Genomic DNA, 15,322 nt, shown 5'->3' with positions numbered 1-15,322 from the left:
GCCTGGGAGTGCAGAGGGCGTGGCCAGACGCCCTCTGCTCGGTCGCCGCACGAAGGTGCTGCAACTGCCTCAGTACGAGGCGAACGAAAGTCGCACTGCGCTTAACTGACATGTATTACGCCATTCCTGGCGACCATTCAAACCCCATCGGTAATCGGCTTACGCACCAGCAGCAAATAGGCCAGCGCACCCACCACCGTCACACCGGCGCAAATCATCAACGCCAGGCTAAACGACTTGGTGGTATCCAGCACCCAACCGGTGATCACCGGGGCGAACGAGGCGAACACGAAGCTGGCGAAGTTCTGGATGCTGCCGACCGAGGCGGTCATGCGCGCCGTGACGTTGGCGTGAATCAAACCCCAGCACGATGTACCGGCAAAGTGGATGCAGAACAGCGCCATACCAATCATGGTGACCGCGCTGGTGGTGTCGGTGGCACGCGTTACGAAAGCGGTAAACGCGGCGGACAGCAGCATGCCGGTGACGATTGAGATCTTACGCACCTTCACCGCATCATGGCCGCGACGCACCAGCGCATCGACCACATAACCGTTCAGCAGCATGCCCGCCGCGCCGAACAGGAATGGAATCGCAGCCAGTAAACCGGTGCTTTTCAGATCGAGGTGATAAGTGGATTGCAGATAGCCCGGCAGCCACGCGATGTACAGCCACGCGGTGTAGTTGATGCCGCTGAAGCCAATCATCATGCCCCACATGGTGCGCTGCTTAAACAGGCCGCGCCACTCGGCAAAACTCAGCGGCTCTTTGCGCGATGCCACGCTGCCCGCCTGCAGATAGTGAATCTCTTCGCCGCTCAGCGTGTTGTTATCGCGATCGCGGTACATCAGATACCAGCCGATGGCGAGAAACATGCCGAGCACGCCGATAGTGATAAACATGCCGCGCCAACCCATCACCATCATCATCGCGGCCAGAATCGGTGGCGCAATCGACAAGCCAATCATCGAAGCGGCGTTAAACATGCCCATCGGCATGCCGCGATCTTTGATGTTGAACCAGTCGTTGATCACCTTCACGCCGCACGGGTTCATCGGTGCTTCGCCAATACCTAACCCGATACGCACCAAAATAAACTGGGTGAAGTTATGCACCAAACCGGCGGCCGCCTGGAACAGCGACCAGAAGAACATACCAATCGCCAGCATGATGCGCGGCCCTTTGCGATCGAGCAGCGCACCGCACGGCAGCTGCGCTAAGCCATACGCCAGCGAGAAGGCCGACAGCAGCACGCCAATTTCAGTCGCGGATAAACCCAGTTCTCCCCGGATGGTCATATTGGCCACCGACAGCGAACTGCGGTCGAGATAGTTGATCATGGCGGCGAACAGCAGCAGCAGCATGGCGGTAATCTGGATCTTTCTGATGCGCGGCGAGCGCACCACGTCACTGCGTGCCGGGATAAAATCTTGCCCGTCTGCAGCCGGTTGTGGCGCGTTTTCGCGGCCACGAGCCGAAGTATTTTCCATTGCGACCTCCCGGATCTGGGTACTTATCGTTATGCGTTTGTATGGGATCCTGCGGCAGCAAAACGGTGCTGCCCCAACGGATTGACTTCGAGACTAGAAGCATTCAGAGCGGGATGTTGCGGAGATGTTTCAGATTCGTGCGGGAGCTAATGCTTTGTGGTTTTTAATCGGTTTTTAATTGTACTGGCGGATCGAACGGATCATCGATGTCTTGGCGGTGCCGAGATGAGTGTGCAGGGCGCACAAGGCTTCGACATCCTGACGGCTAATTAGCGCTGTCAGGATCGCCATATGTTCCTCCAGCGCCACGATATTTCTCTGCTTAAGATCGGTTTCATCCCATTGATAATGCGAATGAAAAATCACGGAAATAATCTCCAGCGACTGATTAAAAAACGGATTGTTGGCGGCGGAGAGAATCAGCGTGTGCATCTCTTTATCCAGCGCGGCGAAGTGGCGGTAATTGCTGGCAATGGTGTCACGCATCGAACGATGGCGATCCAGCAGGTCGCGCGCCTGCATCCAGCGCTCATCCTGCGAAGGCAGGTTGAGAAAACGGGTCAGCGCGTGGGTTTCCAGCATTTCACGCAGCTCAAACAGGTTCTCGGCATACTTCTGATCGAACTTCTTCATGCGCCATTGTCCGCGCTTCACCGGTTCCAGCAGGTCATAACGCATAAAGCGCAGCAGGAATTCACGTACCACAACCGGACTGACCTTCACCTGCTGGGCTAACTGCAGCTCGCTAAAGGTATCGCCCGGCATCAGCTGACGCTGATTAATCAGGTTGAAAAAGGTCTGCTCAAACTGCAGCGCCTGCTGATCGATCGGCGGCGTCAGGGCGTTAAAACCATCTTCTTCGCTGGGATCGCGCACGATAACGTAGGTTTCATCCACCTTTTCCAGCACGCCGCGCTCATGCAGATGCTGCAAAGTGTGGCGCACCGTAGTGCGGCTGATGTTGAACATCTCGGCCAGCGCCGCCTGCGGTGGCAACGGCGAACGGATATGCCGTTTAGCAATGCCTTCCAGCATCTGATTAATCACGTTCTGACGTAGATTCTGGCTGCGGCTCATACGCGTCTCCGGTTTTTTATCTATTAAAAACCATACAAAGCCCAAAAAAAGCGGTTGGCTTCACACTTCACCCAACGCAAAACGCTGCCATCGGCGATTTTCGCCATAACTGCGACAACAGCACAGGAGAAGCCAATGACAACGATGAAAACGCTGGTGGTCGCCGAGCCGCGCCAGATGGTATGGCAGCAGCGCGCGAAGCCGACGCCCGCCGCCCATGAAGTTCTGATCAAACCCATCGCCGCCGGCATTTGTGGCACCGATATCCACGCCTGGGCCGGAAATCAGCCGTTTTTCAGCTATCCACGCGTGTTGGGGCATGAGCTGTGTGGTGAAGTGGTGGAACTCGGCAGCCAGGCCAGCGGCTTCAGGCTGGGCCAGCGCGTGGTGCTGATTCCTTACGTTGCCTGCCAGCAGTGCGATGCCTGTTTAAGTGGCAAAACCAACTGCTGCGAAAAAATCTCGGTGATTGGGGTGCATCAGGATGGCGGTTTCTGCGAATACCTTAGCGTGCCGACCAGCAATTTGCTGGCGGTGGATGAGGTTGATCCCGAAGCCGCCGCGCTGATTGAACCCTTCGCCATCAGCGCGCATGCGGTGCGCCGTGCGGCCGTTACGGCGGATGAGCAGGTTTTGGTGGTGGGCGCAGGTCCGATAGGCCTTGGCGTGGCCGCGATTGCGGCGGCGGCGGGGGCGAATGTGGTGGTGGCCGACACCAGCGAGCAACGCCGTGCACACGTAGCGCAGAAGCTGGGTTTGGCGACGGTGAATCCATTAGATGCCGATTTTGAGGCGCAGTTGCGGGCGGAATTTGGTGGGCGTTTGCCGGCCAAAGTGATCGATGCCACCGGCAGCCCAGCGGCGATGAACGGCGCGGTGAAACTGATTCGTCACGGCGGCACCATCGTGTTTGTCGGCCTGCATAAAGGCGATCTGGTGATCCCGGATATCGAGTTCCACAAAAAGGAAACCACGCTGCTGGGCAGCCGCAACGCCACGCTGGAAGATTTCGCGAAAGTAGGCGAACTGATGGCGAACGGGCAGCTTCGTGCCGACATGATGCTCAATCGCCATTATGATTTTTCTACGCTGGCAGAGCGCTTTGAAGCGGATGTGATTAACAACCGGGAACTGATTAAGGGCGTGATTCACTTCGAACGTTGATATTGGCACCAACCGTAGCGGCGCAATTTATTACGCAAAGAGGGGTTGGCACGGTGCCTTCACTGATGCGCGCGATAGATCGCGCCGCGACAACATTGTGCCTCCTTCACCATATTGTCTGCATTGCCAAGCCAGCGTATTATCTCCCGCCTAAGGTGATGGCGTGCCACCTTCCCCAACCGCCGTTCTGGTCACAGACGGCTGATGACGCCTGACAACACTCGTATCCCTGCGCGGGAGACGGCGGTGTGTCAGGTGTTATTCTGTCCTGCCGCGGCCCTGCGCGTCATTCATATCAGGAGCTCCAAACTATGTTGAAGTCGTTACTGGCGGTGGTGCTGGGCGGTGCGGTGGGCTGTACGCTGCGTTGGTTGATCTCATTACGTTTTAACGCACTGTTTCCCAATTTGCCGCCCGGCACCCTGATGGTGAATCTGGTGGGCGGTTTTATCATCGGTGCGGCGCTGGCTTTCTTTGTGCGTAACCCGCATATCGATCCCTTTTGGAAACTGTTAATTGTCACTGGCTTGTGTGGCGGCTTAACCACCTTTTCTACCTTTTCAGCAGAAATTGTTGGGTTGCTACAATCAGGCAAATACCTCTGGGCGATGTCGAGCGTGATGGTGCATGTTATTGGTTCGCTGCTGATGACTTTCGCCGGTTTTGCCGCGGTCAATCTGCTGGGATAACCATCGCGCTTGAAATAACTCCTCAGAGGTAGATACTGATCGCCATTCTGTGCGCGTGACGCACAGAATTTGTCACCGATTATCCGGACGATTAAGGAGCTGTGTCATGCGTTGTAACCCTAAATTCCTTAACCTGGTGTTGTTAAACGGTGAACCTGAGGAGAAGCTGCGTGCCGCACGCGCCGCCGGTTTTGATCAGGTTGAGATCTGGCGCGACGATGTGCAAGCCAGTACGCCACAGTTAGCGAAGCAGTTGCAGCTTGGCTTCACCAATGTGCAGGTGCTGCGCGATTTCACCGGTGCACCGGATCGCGACCGCCAGCAAAAACGCGAAGAGCTGCGTCAGTTCATTCAGATTGCCCAAACCATCGGCTGCGACACCATCCAGGCACCGGCCAGCACGCGTGACGATTGTGTGGCGGCGCGTATTGATGAAGATTTACGTTGGATGGCATCGGAAGCCGCGCGCTACAACATGCGCATCATGTATGAGCCGATGGCGTGGTGCAGCGTAGATAACACACTGCCGCTGGCGTGGGAACGGCTGCAACGGCTGGACCAGCCGAATATCGGTTTGGTGGTCGATCTGTTCCACATCTGCGCGTTAGGCGGCGATGCGTCGCAGCTGGATGGCATTCCCGCCGACCGTATCTACGAAGTGCAGCTGTGCGATATGGCCGACATGCCACCGCAGGATAAGCAGCCGCTCAGCGAGTACGCGCGTCACCAGCGCCTGTTGCCGGGCGATGGCATCATCGAAGTGGAACGCTTTGTCGATAAGCTGAAAAGTGCCGGTTACAGCGGGCCGGTCGGCATTGAAGTGTTCAACGATAAGTTGAAGGCGCAGCCAGCAGACGTGGCTGCGCAAAAAGCGTGGCAGGCGTTAAATCGTTACTGGCCTTAATCCTGTAAACATTGCGCAATGAAACCGGCGGCATCCATCGCACCCTGCGATGAAATGGTGTGGCCGGTTGCCGCTTCATAACGCGCTTCCACCGTCACGCCAGCCTGCTGTAAACGTTGCTCCGCCGATACGCTTTCGCTAAACGGAATCACCTCATCGGCTTTGCCGTGAATCAGCAGCGCAGGCGTATACGGCTGCGGCGTTAATGCGCCATCAAATGCCAGACGGCCGGAAAAGGCCACCACGCCAGCCAGCGGATAACGGCCCGACGCCAGCGCATCTAACGCCATGATCGAACCCTGCGAAAAGCCCACCAGAATCACTTTGTCCCACGCATCCGCCATGCCGTGCTGCGCCATCAGCTGCTGCAGCGTGTTATCAAAGGCCGCGCGCGCTTCACGCACGCGCGCCGGGCGGTTTTCGGGCGTGATGCCGGTCAGGCTAAACCACTGATATCCCATCGCGTGTTCAAAAGGATAGGGCGCATTCGGCGAGGCAAACGCCACATCCGGCAGCAGGCGCGCCCAATGTTCGCCGAGCACCGCGAGATCATCGCCGTTGCTACCGACGCCATGTAAAAAAATCACTAACGCTTTTGCCATCGCCCTGTTCCTTATAAATCGTAGGCCGCCATATCCGGGCCAACCGGCACAATGCCGTTGGGATTCAACGCTTTAATTGAATAATAGCCCTGCTTGATGTGATCGATATTCACCGTCTGACGCACGCCAGAGACCGAAAGCATACTCTTTAGATAACGATCGAGCAGCGGATAGTCGCGCAGGCGGCGCAGGTTGCATTTAAACAGGCCGTGATAGGCGGCGTCAAAGCGCACCAGCGTGACGAACAGGCGGATATCCGCTTCGGTTAAGCGCTCGCCGAGCAGGAAAGTACGGCCATCCTGCAAGCGCAGCTCCAGCTCATCTAACTGGCTGAACACATCGTTGAACGCCTGCTGATAACTCACCTGTGTGGTAGCAAAACCGGCGCGATAGACGCCGTTATTCAGGCGTGGATAGATCGATTCGTTCAGCGCGTCGATCTCTGCGCGCAGATCTTCGGGATAAAGATCGATGCGATCGTCCGCCAGCGCGCCAAAGCCGCTGTTCAGCATGCGCAGGATATCGGCTGACTCATTATTGACGATGGTTTGCGTCTTTTTGTCCCACAGCACCGGCACGGTGGCGCGGCCGGTGAAATCGGCATCGGCACGGGTGTAGAGTTCGTGAAGGTATTCGGCTTTATTCAGCCAGTCGCGATCCGCGCCAGGATAATCACCGAAGCGCCAGCCTTGCGCGCCGAGCTGCGGCTCAACCACCGACACGCTGATGACCTTATCCAGCCCTTTCAGACTGCGCGCCAGCAGCGTGCGCGAGGCCCACGGACAAATCAGCGCCACATAGAGGTGATAACGATCCGGCTCGGCAGCGAATGCGCTGGAACCATCTGCACTAATCCAGTGACGAAAACTGGAGGTCTGGCGCACAAATCCGCCTTGTTGATCGGTGGCTTGCACCGGATGCCACTCTGCACTCCACTTACCGTTTACCAGCATCGTCTTCTCTCCTCAGTGTTGATGAAGTGAGCATACAGCGCTGCTGGTTAGGCGATAATCCGGGCAAAATGGCTTTCATTGCTTCCAAAATGGAAGGAATTAGCCGGGCGGATGGTGCTGGAAATGGGCGGCGAGGAAATCGATCAACAGCCGGGTTTTCTGCGCCAGATGACGCGCCGGCGGATAGAGCGCGAACAGGCCCATGGGCGGCGTGGCGAATTCCTCTAATAGCGAGACGATTTCACCGCGCTGCAGTGCGGGTGCGGCAATAAAACCTGGTAGCCGCGCAATGCCCAATCCGGCGATCGCCGCCTGCAAACAGGCTTCGGTATTGGAGAAACAGAGACGACCGCGAATCGGCATGCTGACGCTGTCGCCGCACGGCGTGACAAACGGCCAGTGCCAGGGATCGCGGAAGTTGGTATCGCTGATGCACTGATGTGCCGCCAAATCGCGCCAGTGCTGCGGCGTGCCGTGTTGCAGCAGATAACCGGAAGACGCGGCCACGCGAATCGGCACATCGCCGAGGCGGCGAGCAATCAGGCTGCTGTCGTCAAGCTTGCCGATGCGAATCGCCATATCAAAGCCTTCATCGACAATGTTAACTGCACGATCGGAGAAGTTCACGTCGAGTTCGATCTGCGGATAATGACGCGCGAACTCCACCAGCACGCTGGCCAACACCGCAGTACCAAAGGTACCGGGCGCGCTGATTTTCAGGCGGCCGCTCGGCGTAGTGGCGCTGTCGCGCACCGTGGCATCCAGCGTATCAAAGGCTTCCAGCAGGGTTTTTACCCGCTCGTAATAGGCGCGACCGATTTCGGTGGGCGAGAGCGCGCGCGTGCTGCGTTTAAACAGCTGCACCCCGAGTTCCTGCTCCAGCCGGGAGACCAGCTTCGACGCCTGGCCGCTGCTGGTGCCGAGGCGTTCAGCCGCACCGGCAAAGCTGCCCACTTCCAGCACGGCGACAAACATGCGGTCACAATCGAGGCGATCCATGGCGTTTCCTGACGGCTAAAAAGCCTGAGTATACACATGCCTAAAGGGCGCGCGATAAATGGCGCCGCTACGGAACTATCCACAGGTCGGTTGCGGGCACAAGGCAAGGTATACACATTCAGTGCGCTGCACCTTTTCCCACGCGGGAAAACCTGTTGAACTAGGCGCCTGCTTTCATCAGGCCGGGAGCCGTGAATGTCTTTGCTACATCTGTCATCGCTGGCGGAGATTGCCGCCGTCGAATGGGATGCGCTGTTACCTGACGATCAACCGTTTTTACGCCACGCATTTCTCTTGTCACTTGAAGAGAGCGGCAGCGTGCGGCCCGAAAACGGCTGGCAGACGGATCACCTGCTGTGGCGCGAAAACGGCACGCTGCGTGCCGCGATTCCGGGCTATCGCAAACGCCATTCGCGCGGTGAATATGTGTTCGACCATGCGTGGGCGGATGCCTGTCAGCGCGCCGGTATTCCTTACTATCCGAAATGGCTGGGCGCGATTCCGTTCAGTCCGGTGACTGGCGCACGCCTGCTGGGCGATGAAGAAGCGGTGCTGAAACTGCTCAGCGTGCTGCCGGATAACCTTTATCAACACGGTCTGAGCGGCGCGCACATCAACTTCACCACGCCGTTCGCCAACCACATTATGCAGCAGCAGCCAGACTGGCTGGAACGCCTCGGCCTGCAGTATCACTGGCACAACAAAGGCTACCGCGATTTTCAGGATTTCCTCGACACGCTGATGTCACGCAAGCGCAAACAGCTGCGCAAAGAGCGTGAGCAGGTGATGAGCAGCGGCTTTGAATTCAGCTGGTATCGCGGCGATGAGTTGCGCGAAGATCAGTGGGATTTTGTTTACACCTGTTATGCCAACACATACGCGGTGCGCGGCCAGCGGCCCTATCTGACGCGCCACTTCTTTAGCCTGCTGGCGGAGCGCATGCCGCATTCGATTCGCGTGGTGATTTCCTCGCTACAAGGGCAACCGGCAGCGATGGCATTCTGCTTAATGGACGGCAGCACGCTGTACGGCCGCTATTGGGGCTGTCTGGCGGAGTTTGATCGGCTGCATTTTGAAACCTGCTTCTATCAGGGCATGGATTTCGCCATCGCGGAAGGTGTGCAGCGTTTTGATGCGGGCGCGCAGGGCGAGCATAAGCTGGTGCGCGGCTTTGAGCCGCACATCACCCATTCGTGGCACTATTTGTGTCATCCCGGCTTGCGCGATGCGGTGGCGGATTTTCTGCTGCAGGAACGGGAAGGCGTGCGCGGCTGGGCAATTGAAGCGCGCGACGCCTTACCGTATCGGCGTGGTGATTAATCCGCGCCGACAAAACCGCCGGTCTGATGTTGCCACAGGCGCGCGTAAAGTCCGCCGTGCGCCAGCAGTTCGCGGTGGTTGCCCATCTCGACAATCTCACCCTGCTCCAGCACCACCAGACGATCCATTTTGGCGATAGTGGAAAGACGGTGCGCGATAGCAATCACCGTTTTGCCCTGCATCAGCGTTTCCAGGCTCTCCTGAATCGCCGCTTCCACCTCGGAATCCAGCGCCGAGGTGGCTTCGTCCATGATCAGAATCGGCGCATCTTTCAGCAGCACGCGCGCGATGGCGATACGCTGACGTTGACCGCCCGACAGCTTCACGCCGCGCTCGCCCACGTGCGCATCCAGCCCGGTGCGGCCTTGCGGATCAGAAAGCAGCGGAATGAACTCGTCGGCGCGCGCGCGGATAATCGCCGCCTGCAACTCCTCTGCCGTCGCATCCGGACGACCATACAGCAGGTTTTCGCGAATTGAGCGGTGCAGCAGCGACGTGTCCTGCGTGATCATGCCGATTTGTCCGCGCAGGCTTTCCTGCGTCACTTCAGCGATGTTCTGATCGTCAATCACAATGCGGCCGCTGTTGATGTCATACAGCCGCAGCAGCAGATTCACCAGGGTGGATTTACCGGCCCCGGACGGGCCAATCAAACCGATCTTCTCGCCCGGCTTGATGTTGAGGTTGAGGCGATTGATCACCTGACGACTGCCGCCATAATCAAAGCGCACATCCTCAAAACGAATCTGGCCGCGCGTCACCTGCATGTTTTTCGCATTCGGTTCATCCTGCACGCTCAGCGGCTGCGCGATGGTATTCAGGCCGTCCTGCACCATGCCGATGTTCTCGAAGATGCCGTTCACCACCCACATGATCCAGCCGGACATGTTCACCAGACGGATCACCAAACCGGTCGCCAGCGCAATCGCGCCGACGCTGATCAGCGACTGGCTCCATAACCACAGCGCCAGGCCGGAGGTGCTGACAATCAGCAAGCCATTCAGCGTCGAGAGCGTGATATCCATGGTGGTGACCATGCGACTGGCGTGCTGGGTTTTGTCGGTTTGCTCCTGAATCGCCTCGCGCGCGTAACGCTTCTCCAGATCGTTATGCGAAAACAGTTTGATGGTGGCGATGTTGGTGTAGCCGTCGACAATGGTGCCCATCAATTTCGAGCGCGCTTCCGATGACACCACCGAACGCTGTTTAACGCGCGGCACAAAGAAGCCCAGCGACACGCTGTAAGCCACAATCCAGATCACCAACGGAATCATCAAGCGCCAGTCGGCTTCGGCGAACAGCACCAGCGAGGTCACCGCGTAAATCACCACGTGCCAGATGGCGTCCACCAGCTGTACCGCCGAATCACGCAGCGAGTTACCGGTTTGCATGATGCGCTGGGCAATGCGCCCGGCAAAATCGTTCTGGAAGAAATTCAGGCTTTGACGCAGCACGTAGTTGTGATGCTGCCAGCGGATCATGCTGGTCATGCTCGGGTTAATACTTTGATGCACCAGCATATCGTGCGCAGCAATCACCACCGGCCGCAGAATCAGCGCGACAAAACCCATCCACAGCAATATTTGCCAGTTATCGCTGAACAGCGAGGCGGGCGTCGAGTGATTAACCAGGTCAATGATGCGGCTGAGATAGCTGAACAGCGCCACTTCGATCAGTGCTTGCGCCAGCCCGACAATCAGCAGCGCGACAAAACTCGGCCACACCTGACGCAGATAGTAGAAGTAGAACGGCCAGACGCTGGCGGGTGGGGAATCGGTTGGCGCATCCTGGAAAATATTGATAAAACGTTCAAAACGGCGATACAACATAGAATCACTCTTCCCGAAATGGTGAGAGTTAACAGCTTAGTGCAAGTGAAAAGGGATTACCGACATGGATTTACACATTCGCGGTCGTGAGCCGGGCGATGCCGCCGCCTACCAACGCCTTTACAGCCATCCTGACGTTTATCGCTGGACCACGCAGTTGCCGTGTCCGAGCATAGCGACCTGGCAGAAAAAATTCGAAAAGATGGATGAGCTGGGATACATCGGCTTTGTTGCGGAGATTGAGGGTGCGATGGTCGGTGAGCTCACGCTGTTTGTCGAACAGCGTCCGCGTACGCGTCACAGCATTAGTTTTGGTATCAGCGTCGATCCGGCGTTTGGCGGGCGCGGCATTGGTGAAAAGCTGATCCGCAACGCGATGGATTACGCCTTCAACTGGCTCGGCATCATGCGTATTGAGCTGGAAGTGTTCCACGATAACGAACGCGCGCTGCGCCTGTATCAAAAGCTGGGCTTCGAGCGCGAGGGCGTGAAGCGCAAAGCCTGCCTGCGCGACGGCGAATATCACGATATCGTGCAGATGGCTAAACTAAAAAACTGATGGGTTTTGCGCAATAAATTGCGCCGCTACGGGTTTGTGCACGCATTCGTAGCGACGCGATTCATCGCGCGAATTTGACCTTTTACTGACTCTTCTCAACGTACTTCTGCATATTCTCTTTGGTCACCAGCTCGAACGGGATCCACACGTGTGAATCCACTTTCTCGCCTTTGATCAGCTTCTGTGCGACATCCACCGACGTTTTGCCCTGGCCGACCGCATCCTGGAAAACCGTGACCTGAATTTTGTCCTGCGACAGCGCTTTCAGGCCGTCTGGCGTAGCATCGATACCGCCAATCAGCACCTTTTTATTGCTTTTGGCCAGCGCCATGGCCGCGCCAATCGCCATCTCATCATTATTAGCCGCAACGATATCAATTGCTTCATCGTTGCCCAGCCAGCTATTCATCAAATCCATGCCTTCATTGCGCGCGTAGTTAGCGGGCTGTTTCTGTACTACTTTCATGCCGGGATATTTCGCCACCACTTGCTCAACGTCTTTGGTGCGTTGCAGCGCACCGGCGTCGGTCAGGTTACCGATCATGATCGCCACATTGCCCTTGTAGTTAGCCATTTTCGCCAGCGCTTCCATCTGCAAGGTGCCGGATTCACGCTCGTCGGAGCCGACAAACACCACGCCGGCCGGCAGCGATTTATCGCCTGGCGTGCGGTTGACGTACACCAGCGGAATTTTTGCCTGCTGCGCCAGCCTGGTCAGCTGCGGCGTGCTGGCAGAATCGACCGGATCGACGATGATGGCATCCACGCCCGCACCGATAAAACTCTGCACCTGATCGGTCTGACGTCCCACATCGCCGCGTGCATCTTCAAACTGAATATCAAGCCCACGCGCTTTGGCTTCTTTATCAATCGACTGGCGAATAATGGTGAGGAAGTTTTGATCGAAGTAGGCCATCGACACGCCAATTTTTTCCGCCAGCGCCGATAGTGACGTCGATAGCAGGCCGAGCAACATCATCGCCTTGAGGATTTTCATCGCAGACTCCAGAGTAAGCTTGTTATTAGAATGAATGTTTCATCGATATTAAAAATGGCTCAATGAAATCATTTTCAGCCTACGAGCCCGCCACCCGGCTGACAATCAGCAAGGTTGGATTTTGCAGCTAAGCGCACACTTTGCTCTCGGGTGCGTCTTACTTTGCGCGCTCATAGTTGCACTGCGAAGGATTTTCTTAGAGTTGGCGCACATTGCGGTGCAACAGCCTGCTGATTTTTGAGGTTCTGTGCAGCACCGCACCTCACCTTGTGCCAGCGGCTAAATCTGGCGCTATTTTGCGCCGTCGATTCCGCCATTCGCACAATGACCGTGGGTGAAACTGCTTTCTATAGTTGCTCAACAGGGAAATAAAGCGGTATTCCGGCATGTTTCATTTGAGGAATTCAGCCCATGCAAAAAGCCAATCATCGTCCACAGAACAGCCACGTACGTATTGGGATCCTTTGCCTGATCCTGTTTCTTTCCGTAGTGGCGTATGCCGACCGCTCGATCCTGTCGATCTCAGGATCGGCGATCAAAGATGAGTTTGGACTTTCGGCGATCCAGCTTGGCCTGATCCTCTCGGCATTTAGCTGGGCCTATGTGATCGGCCAGATCCCCGGCGGCCTGTTTCTCGATCGTTTCGGCACTAAAAAAGTGTATGGCGTGACGCTGGCGCTGTGGTCGATCTCCACGCTGCTGATGGGTTTTGTCGGCGAGTTCTCTAGCGGCATGACCATGGCGCTGACGCTGATGTTTGCGCTGCGTTTCGCGCTGGGCCTGATTGAAGCACCAAGTTTTCCCGCCAATGCGCGCGCGGTGATCATGTGGTTCCCCAGCGCTGAACGCGGCCGTGCTTCTTCACTCTTTGCCTCGGCGCAATATTTTGCCGTCGCCATCTTTTCGCCGCTTTCCGGCTGGCTGGTGTCGCGCTTCGGCTGGGAATGGCCGTTCTTTGTGCTGGGCGGCATTGGCGTGCTGGCGGTGTTTGTCTGGATGGGCTTTATGCGCAGCCCGCGCCATCACCCGCAGGTCTCGGAAAATGAATTGCGCTACATCGAGCAGGGCGGTGCGCTGGTAGATATTGATTCGGCGCAAACACTAAAAGCGCGTCCGCCGTTGAGCAAAGCAATGTTCAGGAAGCTGCTCAGCAACCGCATGCTATGGTGCGCCTATATCGGCCAATACTGCATCATCGCGCTCAGCTACTTCTTTATCACCTGGTTCCCCATTTATCTGGTGCAGGCGCGCGGCATGAATATTCTTGATGCCGGTTTTGCCACCATCGCACCGGCGGTATTTGGTTTCCTCGGCGGCATCAGCGGCGGCTATATCTCTGATAAGTTGCTGGCGAACGGCTGGAGTTTATCCTGGGCGCGTAAAACGCCGTATATCGTCGGCATGCTGATGGCGGCATCGCTGGTTCTGGCGGCGGTGACCCCCAGCAATGTCGGCATTATCGCCATGATGTCGTTCGCCTTCTTTGGCAAAGGCGTGGCGGCGGGCGCCGGAACCTGGACGATTGTCAGCGATACCGCACCGAAAGAAGCGGTTGGCCTGGCGGGCGCGATTTTTAACGGCATCGGCAATATTGCGGGTTTTATCACGCCGCTGCTGTTTGGCATCATCGTCGGCTTGACCGGCAGCTACAGCATCGGGCTGGTATTTGTCGGCGCGCATTGCGTGGTCGCCGCACTGCTGTTCCTGCTGGTGATGGGACCGATTGAACGTGTTGGTGAGGAGCAAAATTCCGCAGCCTCTTATGAAAAGCAGGAGAAGGAGCAAGGCATTAAAGCGGTTTAATACTTGGATCATATTTTTTTGGAATCCCGATCTGAAATTCGTTATGATGTTAAATATTGCACTTGAGCACAGTGCGTGAGTGCAATAAATTGCCTGCCATGTTTACATTAGGTGTGGCGGCAGATGAAGGGTTCAATTCACAGTTTCAGGGATGATTGGCTGCGATTATTTTTTGTTTATGCAACGCCGCATAAGCATATCCCGGCCATGATTGAGTCCGCATTGGCGCGCAAGCTCGACATCATCCATGCCGCAACATCGCATCATGATTTGCGTTCACCACCGGGTAATCGCTTTGAGGCCTTAAGACCTCCGCTATTGGGATATTATTCAATACGGATAAATGAGCAGTATCGACTAATTTTTCAATGGGTTAATGGCACGGCAAGAGATCTCTATCTCGATCCACACACTTATCGTAAACACCGCTAGCAGCCACTTGTGGCCAACTGCTAACCGTTAAAGAGAAGCAACAATGAAACAGGCGATGCGTAAACCGACCAGCGTTGGCGATGTTCTGCAGTACGAGTTCCTCGAGCCGCTTAACCTCAAAGTGAATGACCTGGCAGAGATGTTGAACGTGCACCGCAATACAGTCAGTGCATTGGTGAATAACAACCGTAAACTGACCACCGAAATGGCCTATAGGCTGGCAGCTGTTTTCGATACTTCAGTCGATTTCTGGCTGAATCTGCAGCGCCATTTGGATCTATGGGAAGTGGAAAACGATGCCAGAACACAGGAAGAGTTGAGCAGGGTAACGCCGTTAAGTGCCTTTCTGGCGCAGCGTTCAGCGGTTGTAGCCTAAAATCATGGTCGCCATAAATGGCGATCCAACGTCGTAAAATTCGCATTTATACGTACCTCGCGCGCAAACCTCACCGATCGCACAAATCCACTCTGAAGATTTTTTGCTCAGCTGCCGATACCTCCTTA

15 protein-coding genes and 1 riboswitch are annotated in these 15,322 nt (G+C 56.3%); of the genes, 8 read left to right on the top strand and 7 right to left on the bottom strand.

What is annotated here, in order from left to right; translation table 11 throughout:
* Nucleotides 1-137: 137 nt before the first annotated feature.
* Nucleotides 138-1,490, bottom strand: coding sequence for an MFS transporter (locus PO881_RS18320; RefSeq protein WP_101762760.1), 1,353 nt, complete (start codon nucleotides 1,488-1,490; stop codon nucleotides 138-140).
* 174 nt (nucleotides 1,491-1,664) lie between these two features.
* Entirely contained in the window at nucleotides 1,665-2,567 is a 903-nt protein-coding gene (locus tag PO881_RS18315) for a GntR family transcriptional regulator (RefSeq protein ID WP_192236923.1), read from the bottom strand.
* A gap of 135 nt (nucleotides 2,568-2,702) precedes the next feature.
* Here PO881_RS18315 and PO881_RS18310 point away from each other — a divergent pair, with 135 nt between their 5' ends.
* The 3 genes from PO881_RS18310 to PO881_RS18300 all read left to right on the top strand — a co-directional run bounded on the left by PO881_RS18310 (nucleotide 2,703) and on the right by PO881_RS18300 (nucleotide 5,324).
* The gene (locus tag PO881_RS18310) at nucleotides 2,703-3,731 is read left to right on the top strand and encodes a zinc-binding alcohol dehydrogenase family protein (RefSeq protein WP_280172186.1); all 1,029 of its coding nucleotides are present in this window, start codon (nucleotides 2,703-2,705) and stop codon (nucleotides 3,729-3,731) included.
* Nucleotides 3,732-3,876: 145 nt separating this feature from the next.
* Nucleotides 3,877-3,952, top strand: a riboswitch (Fluoride riboswitch).
* Between the two features lie 90 nt (nucleotides 3,953-4,042).
* Nucleotides 4,043-4,420 (top strand): fluoride efflux transporter CrcB, encoded by a 378-nt coding sequence (gene crcB, locus PO881_RS18305; RefSeq protein ID WP_101762757.1) that lies wholly within the window; start codon nucleotides 4,043-4,045, stop codon nucleotides 4,418-4,420.
* A gap of 106 nt (nucleotides 4,421-4,526) precedes the next feature.
* Nucleotides 4,527-5,324: a sugar phosphate isomerase/epimerase family protein gene (locus PO881_RS18300; RefSeq protein ID WP_217549840.1), complete on the top strand. Its 798-nt coding sequence runs from the start codon at nucleotides 4,527-4,529 to the stop codon at nucleotides 5,322-5,324.
* Here PO881_RS18300 and PO881_RS18295 read toward each other — a convergent pair.
* From PO881_RS18295 to PO881_RS18285, 3 genes are all read right to left on the bottom strand, one after another.
* The gene (locus PO881_RS18295) at nucleotides 5,321-5,926 is read right to left on the bottom strand and encodes a prolyl oligopeptidase family serine peptidase (protein ID WP_110867691.1); all 606 of its coding nucleotides are present in this window, start codon (nucleotides 5,924-5,926) and stop codon (nucleotides 5,321-5,323) included. The two genes, PO881_RS18300 and PO881_RS18295, sit on opposite strands and share 4 nt — an antisense overlap.
* Nucleotides 5,927-5,937: 11 nt before the next feature.
* Complete coding sequence (locus PO881_RS18290; RefSeq protein ID WP_192415473.1) at nucleotides 5,938-6,879, bottom strand: glutathione S-transferase family protein; 942 nt, start codon at nucleotides 6,877-6,879, stop codon at nucleotides 5,938-5,940.
* Nucleotides 6,880-6,978: 99 nt separating this feature from the next.
* Entirely contained in the window at nucleotides 6,979-7,878 is a 900-nt protein-coding gene (locus PO881_RS18285) for a LysR family transcriptional regulator (protein ID WP_110867690.1), read from the bottom strand.
* 195 nt (nucleotides 7,879-8,073) lie between these two features.
* On the opposite strand from PO881_RS18285, the gene PO881_RS18280 reads away from it, so the two are divergent.
* Complete coding sequence (locus PO881_RS18280; RefSeq protein WP_280172185.1) at nucleotides 8,074-9,198, top strand: GNAT family N-acetyltransferase; 1,125 nt, start codon at nucleotides 8,074-8,076, stop codon at nucleotides 9,196-9,198.
* On the opposite strand, the gene PO881_RS18275 is transcribed toward PO881_RS18280, so the two are convergent.
* The gene (locus PO881_RS18275; RefSeq protein WP_280172184.1) at nucleotides 9,195-11,027 is read right to left on the bottom strand and encodes an ABC transporter ATP-binding protein; all 1,833 of its coding nucleotides are present in this window, start codon (nucleotides 11,025-11,027) and stop codon (nucleotides 9,195-9,197) included. The genes PO881_RS18280 and PO881_RS18275 overlap by 4 nt on opposite strands.
* A gap of 64 nt (nucleotides 11,028-11,091) precedes the next feature.
* Between PO881_RS18275 and PO881_RS18270 the strand changes: the two genes are divergently transcribed.
* Complete coding sequence (locus PO881_RS18270; RefSeq protein ID WP_280172183.1) at nucleotides 11,092-11,586, top strand: GNAT family N-acetyltransferase; 495 nt, start codon at nucleotides 11,092-11,094, stop codon at nucleotides 11,584-11,586.
* A gap of 82 nt (nucleotides 11,587-11,668) precedes the next feature.
* On the opposite strand, the gene PO881_RS18265 is transcribed toward PO881_RS18270, so the two are convergent.
* Nucleotides 11,669-12,583: a sugar ABC transporter substrate-binding protein gene (locus PO881_RS18265; protein ID WP_192415485.1), complete on the bottom strand. Its 915-nt coding sequence runs from the start codon at nucleotides 12,581-12,583 to the stop codon at nucleotides 11,669-11,671.
* 411 nt (nucleotides 12,584-12,994) lie between these two features.
* On the opposite strand from PO881_RS18265, the gene PO881_RS18260 reads away from it, so the two are divergent.
* From PO881_RS18260 to PO881_RS18250, 3 genes are all read left to right on the top strand, one after another.
* On the top strand, nucleotides 12,995-14,386 hold the full coding sequence (locus tag PO881_RS18260; RefSeq protein WP_280172182.1) for an MFS transporter: 1,392 nt from the start codon (nucleotides 12,995-12,997) through the stop codon (nucleotides 14,384-14,386).
* A 123-nt stretch (nucleotides 14,387-14,509) separates the two neighbouring features.
* Nucleotides 14,510-14,818, top strand: coding sequence for a type II toxin-antitoxin system RelE/ParE family toxin (locus PO881_RS18255; RefSeq protein WP_101762747.1), 309 nt, complete (start codon nucleotides 14,510-14,512; stop codon nucleotides 14,816-14,818).
* Nucleotides 14,819-14,861: 43 nt separating this feature from the next.
* On the top strand, nucleotides 14,862-15,194 hold the full coding sequence (locus tag PO881_RS18250; protein WP_101762746.1) for a HigA family addiction module antitoxin: 333 nt from the start codon (nucleotides 14,862-14,864) through the stop codon (nucleotides 15,192-15,194).
* The last annotated feature ends 128 nt before the right edge of the window (nucleotides 15,195-15,322 follow it).

The organism is Pantoea sp. SS70 (genome assembly GCF_029866845.1).
Classification (GTDB): domain Bacteria; phylum Pseudomonadota; class Gammaproteobacteria; order Enterobacterales; family Enterobacteriaceae; genus Pantoea; species Pantoea leporis.
Note: the sequence above shows the minus strand (reverse complement) of the source record. Positions and strands in the feature narration are given on the sequence as shown.

Bases quoted from the DNA above. Each gene is read 5' to 3' on its own strand.
- crcB (WP_101762757.1), top strand. From the start codon at position 4,043: ATGTTGAAGTCGTTACTGGCGGTGGTGCTGGGCGGTGCGGTGGGCTGT.
- PO881_RS18265 (WP_192415485.1), bottom strand. From the start codon at position 12,583: ATGAAAATCCTCAAGGCGATGATGTTGCTCGGCCTGCTATCGACGTCA.
- PO881_RS18290 (WP_192415473.1), bottom strand. From the start codon at position 6,879: ATGCTGGTAAACGGTAAGTGGAGTGCAGAGTGGCATCCGGTGCAAGCC.
- PO881_RS18315 (WP_192236923.1), bottom strand. From the start codon at position 2,567: ATGAGCCGCAGCCAGAATCTACGTCAGAACGTGATTAATCAGATGCTG.
- PO881_RS18310 (WP_280172186.1), top strand. From the start codon at position 2,703: ATGACAACGATGAAAACGCTGGTGGTCGCCGAGCCGCGCCAGATGGTA.
- PO881_RS18270 (WP_280172183.1), top strand. From the start codon at position 11,092: ATGGATTTACACATTCGCGGTCGTGAGCCGGGCGATGCCGCCGCCTAC.
- PO881_RS18280 (WP_280172185.1), top strand. From the start codon at position 8,074: ATGTCTTTGCTACATCTGTCATCGCTGGCGGAGATTGCCGCCGTCGAA.
- PO881_RS18295 (WP_110867691.1), bottom strand. From the start codon at position 5,926: ATGGCAAAAGCGTTAGTGATTTTTTTACATGGCGTCGGTAGCAACGGC.
- PO881_RS18260 (WP_280172182.1), top strand. From the start codon at position 12,995: ATGCAAAAAGCCAATCATCGTCCACAGAACAGCCACGTACGTATTGGG.
- PO881_RS18320 (WP_101762760.1), bottom strand. From the start codon at position 1,490: ATGGAAAATACTTCGGCTCGTGGCCGCGAAAACGCGCCACAACCGGCT.
- PO881_RS18300 (WP_217549840.1), top strand. From the start codon at position 4,527: ATGCGTTGTAACCCTAAATTCCTTAACCTGGTGTTGTTAAACGGTGAA.
- PO881_RS18285 (WP_110867690.1), bottom strand. From the start codon at position 7,878: ATGGATCGCCTCGATTGTGACCGCATGTTTGTCGCCGTGCTGGAAGTG.
- PO881_RS18255 (WP_101762747.1), top strand. From the start codon at position 14,510: ATGAAGGGTTCAATTCACAGTTTCAGGGATGATTGGCTGCGATTATTT.
- PO881_RS18275 (WP_280172184.1), bottom strand. From the start codon at position 11,027: ATGTTGTATCGCCGTTTTGAACGTTTTATCAATATTTTCCAGGATGCG.
- PO881_RS18250 (WP_101762746.1), top strand. From the start codon at position 14,862: ATGAAACAGGCGATGCGTAAACCGACCAGCGTTGGCGATGTTCTGCAG.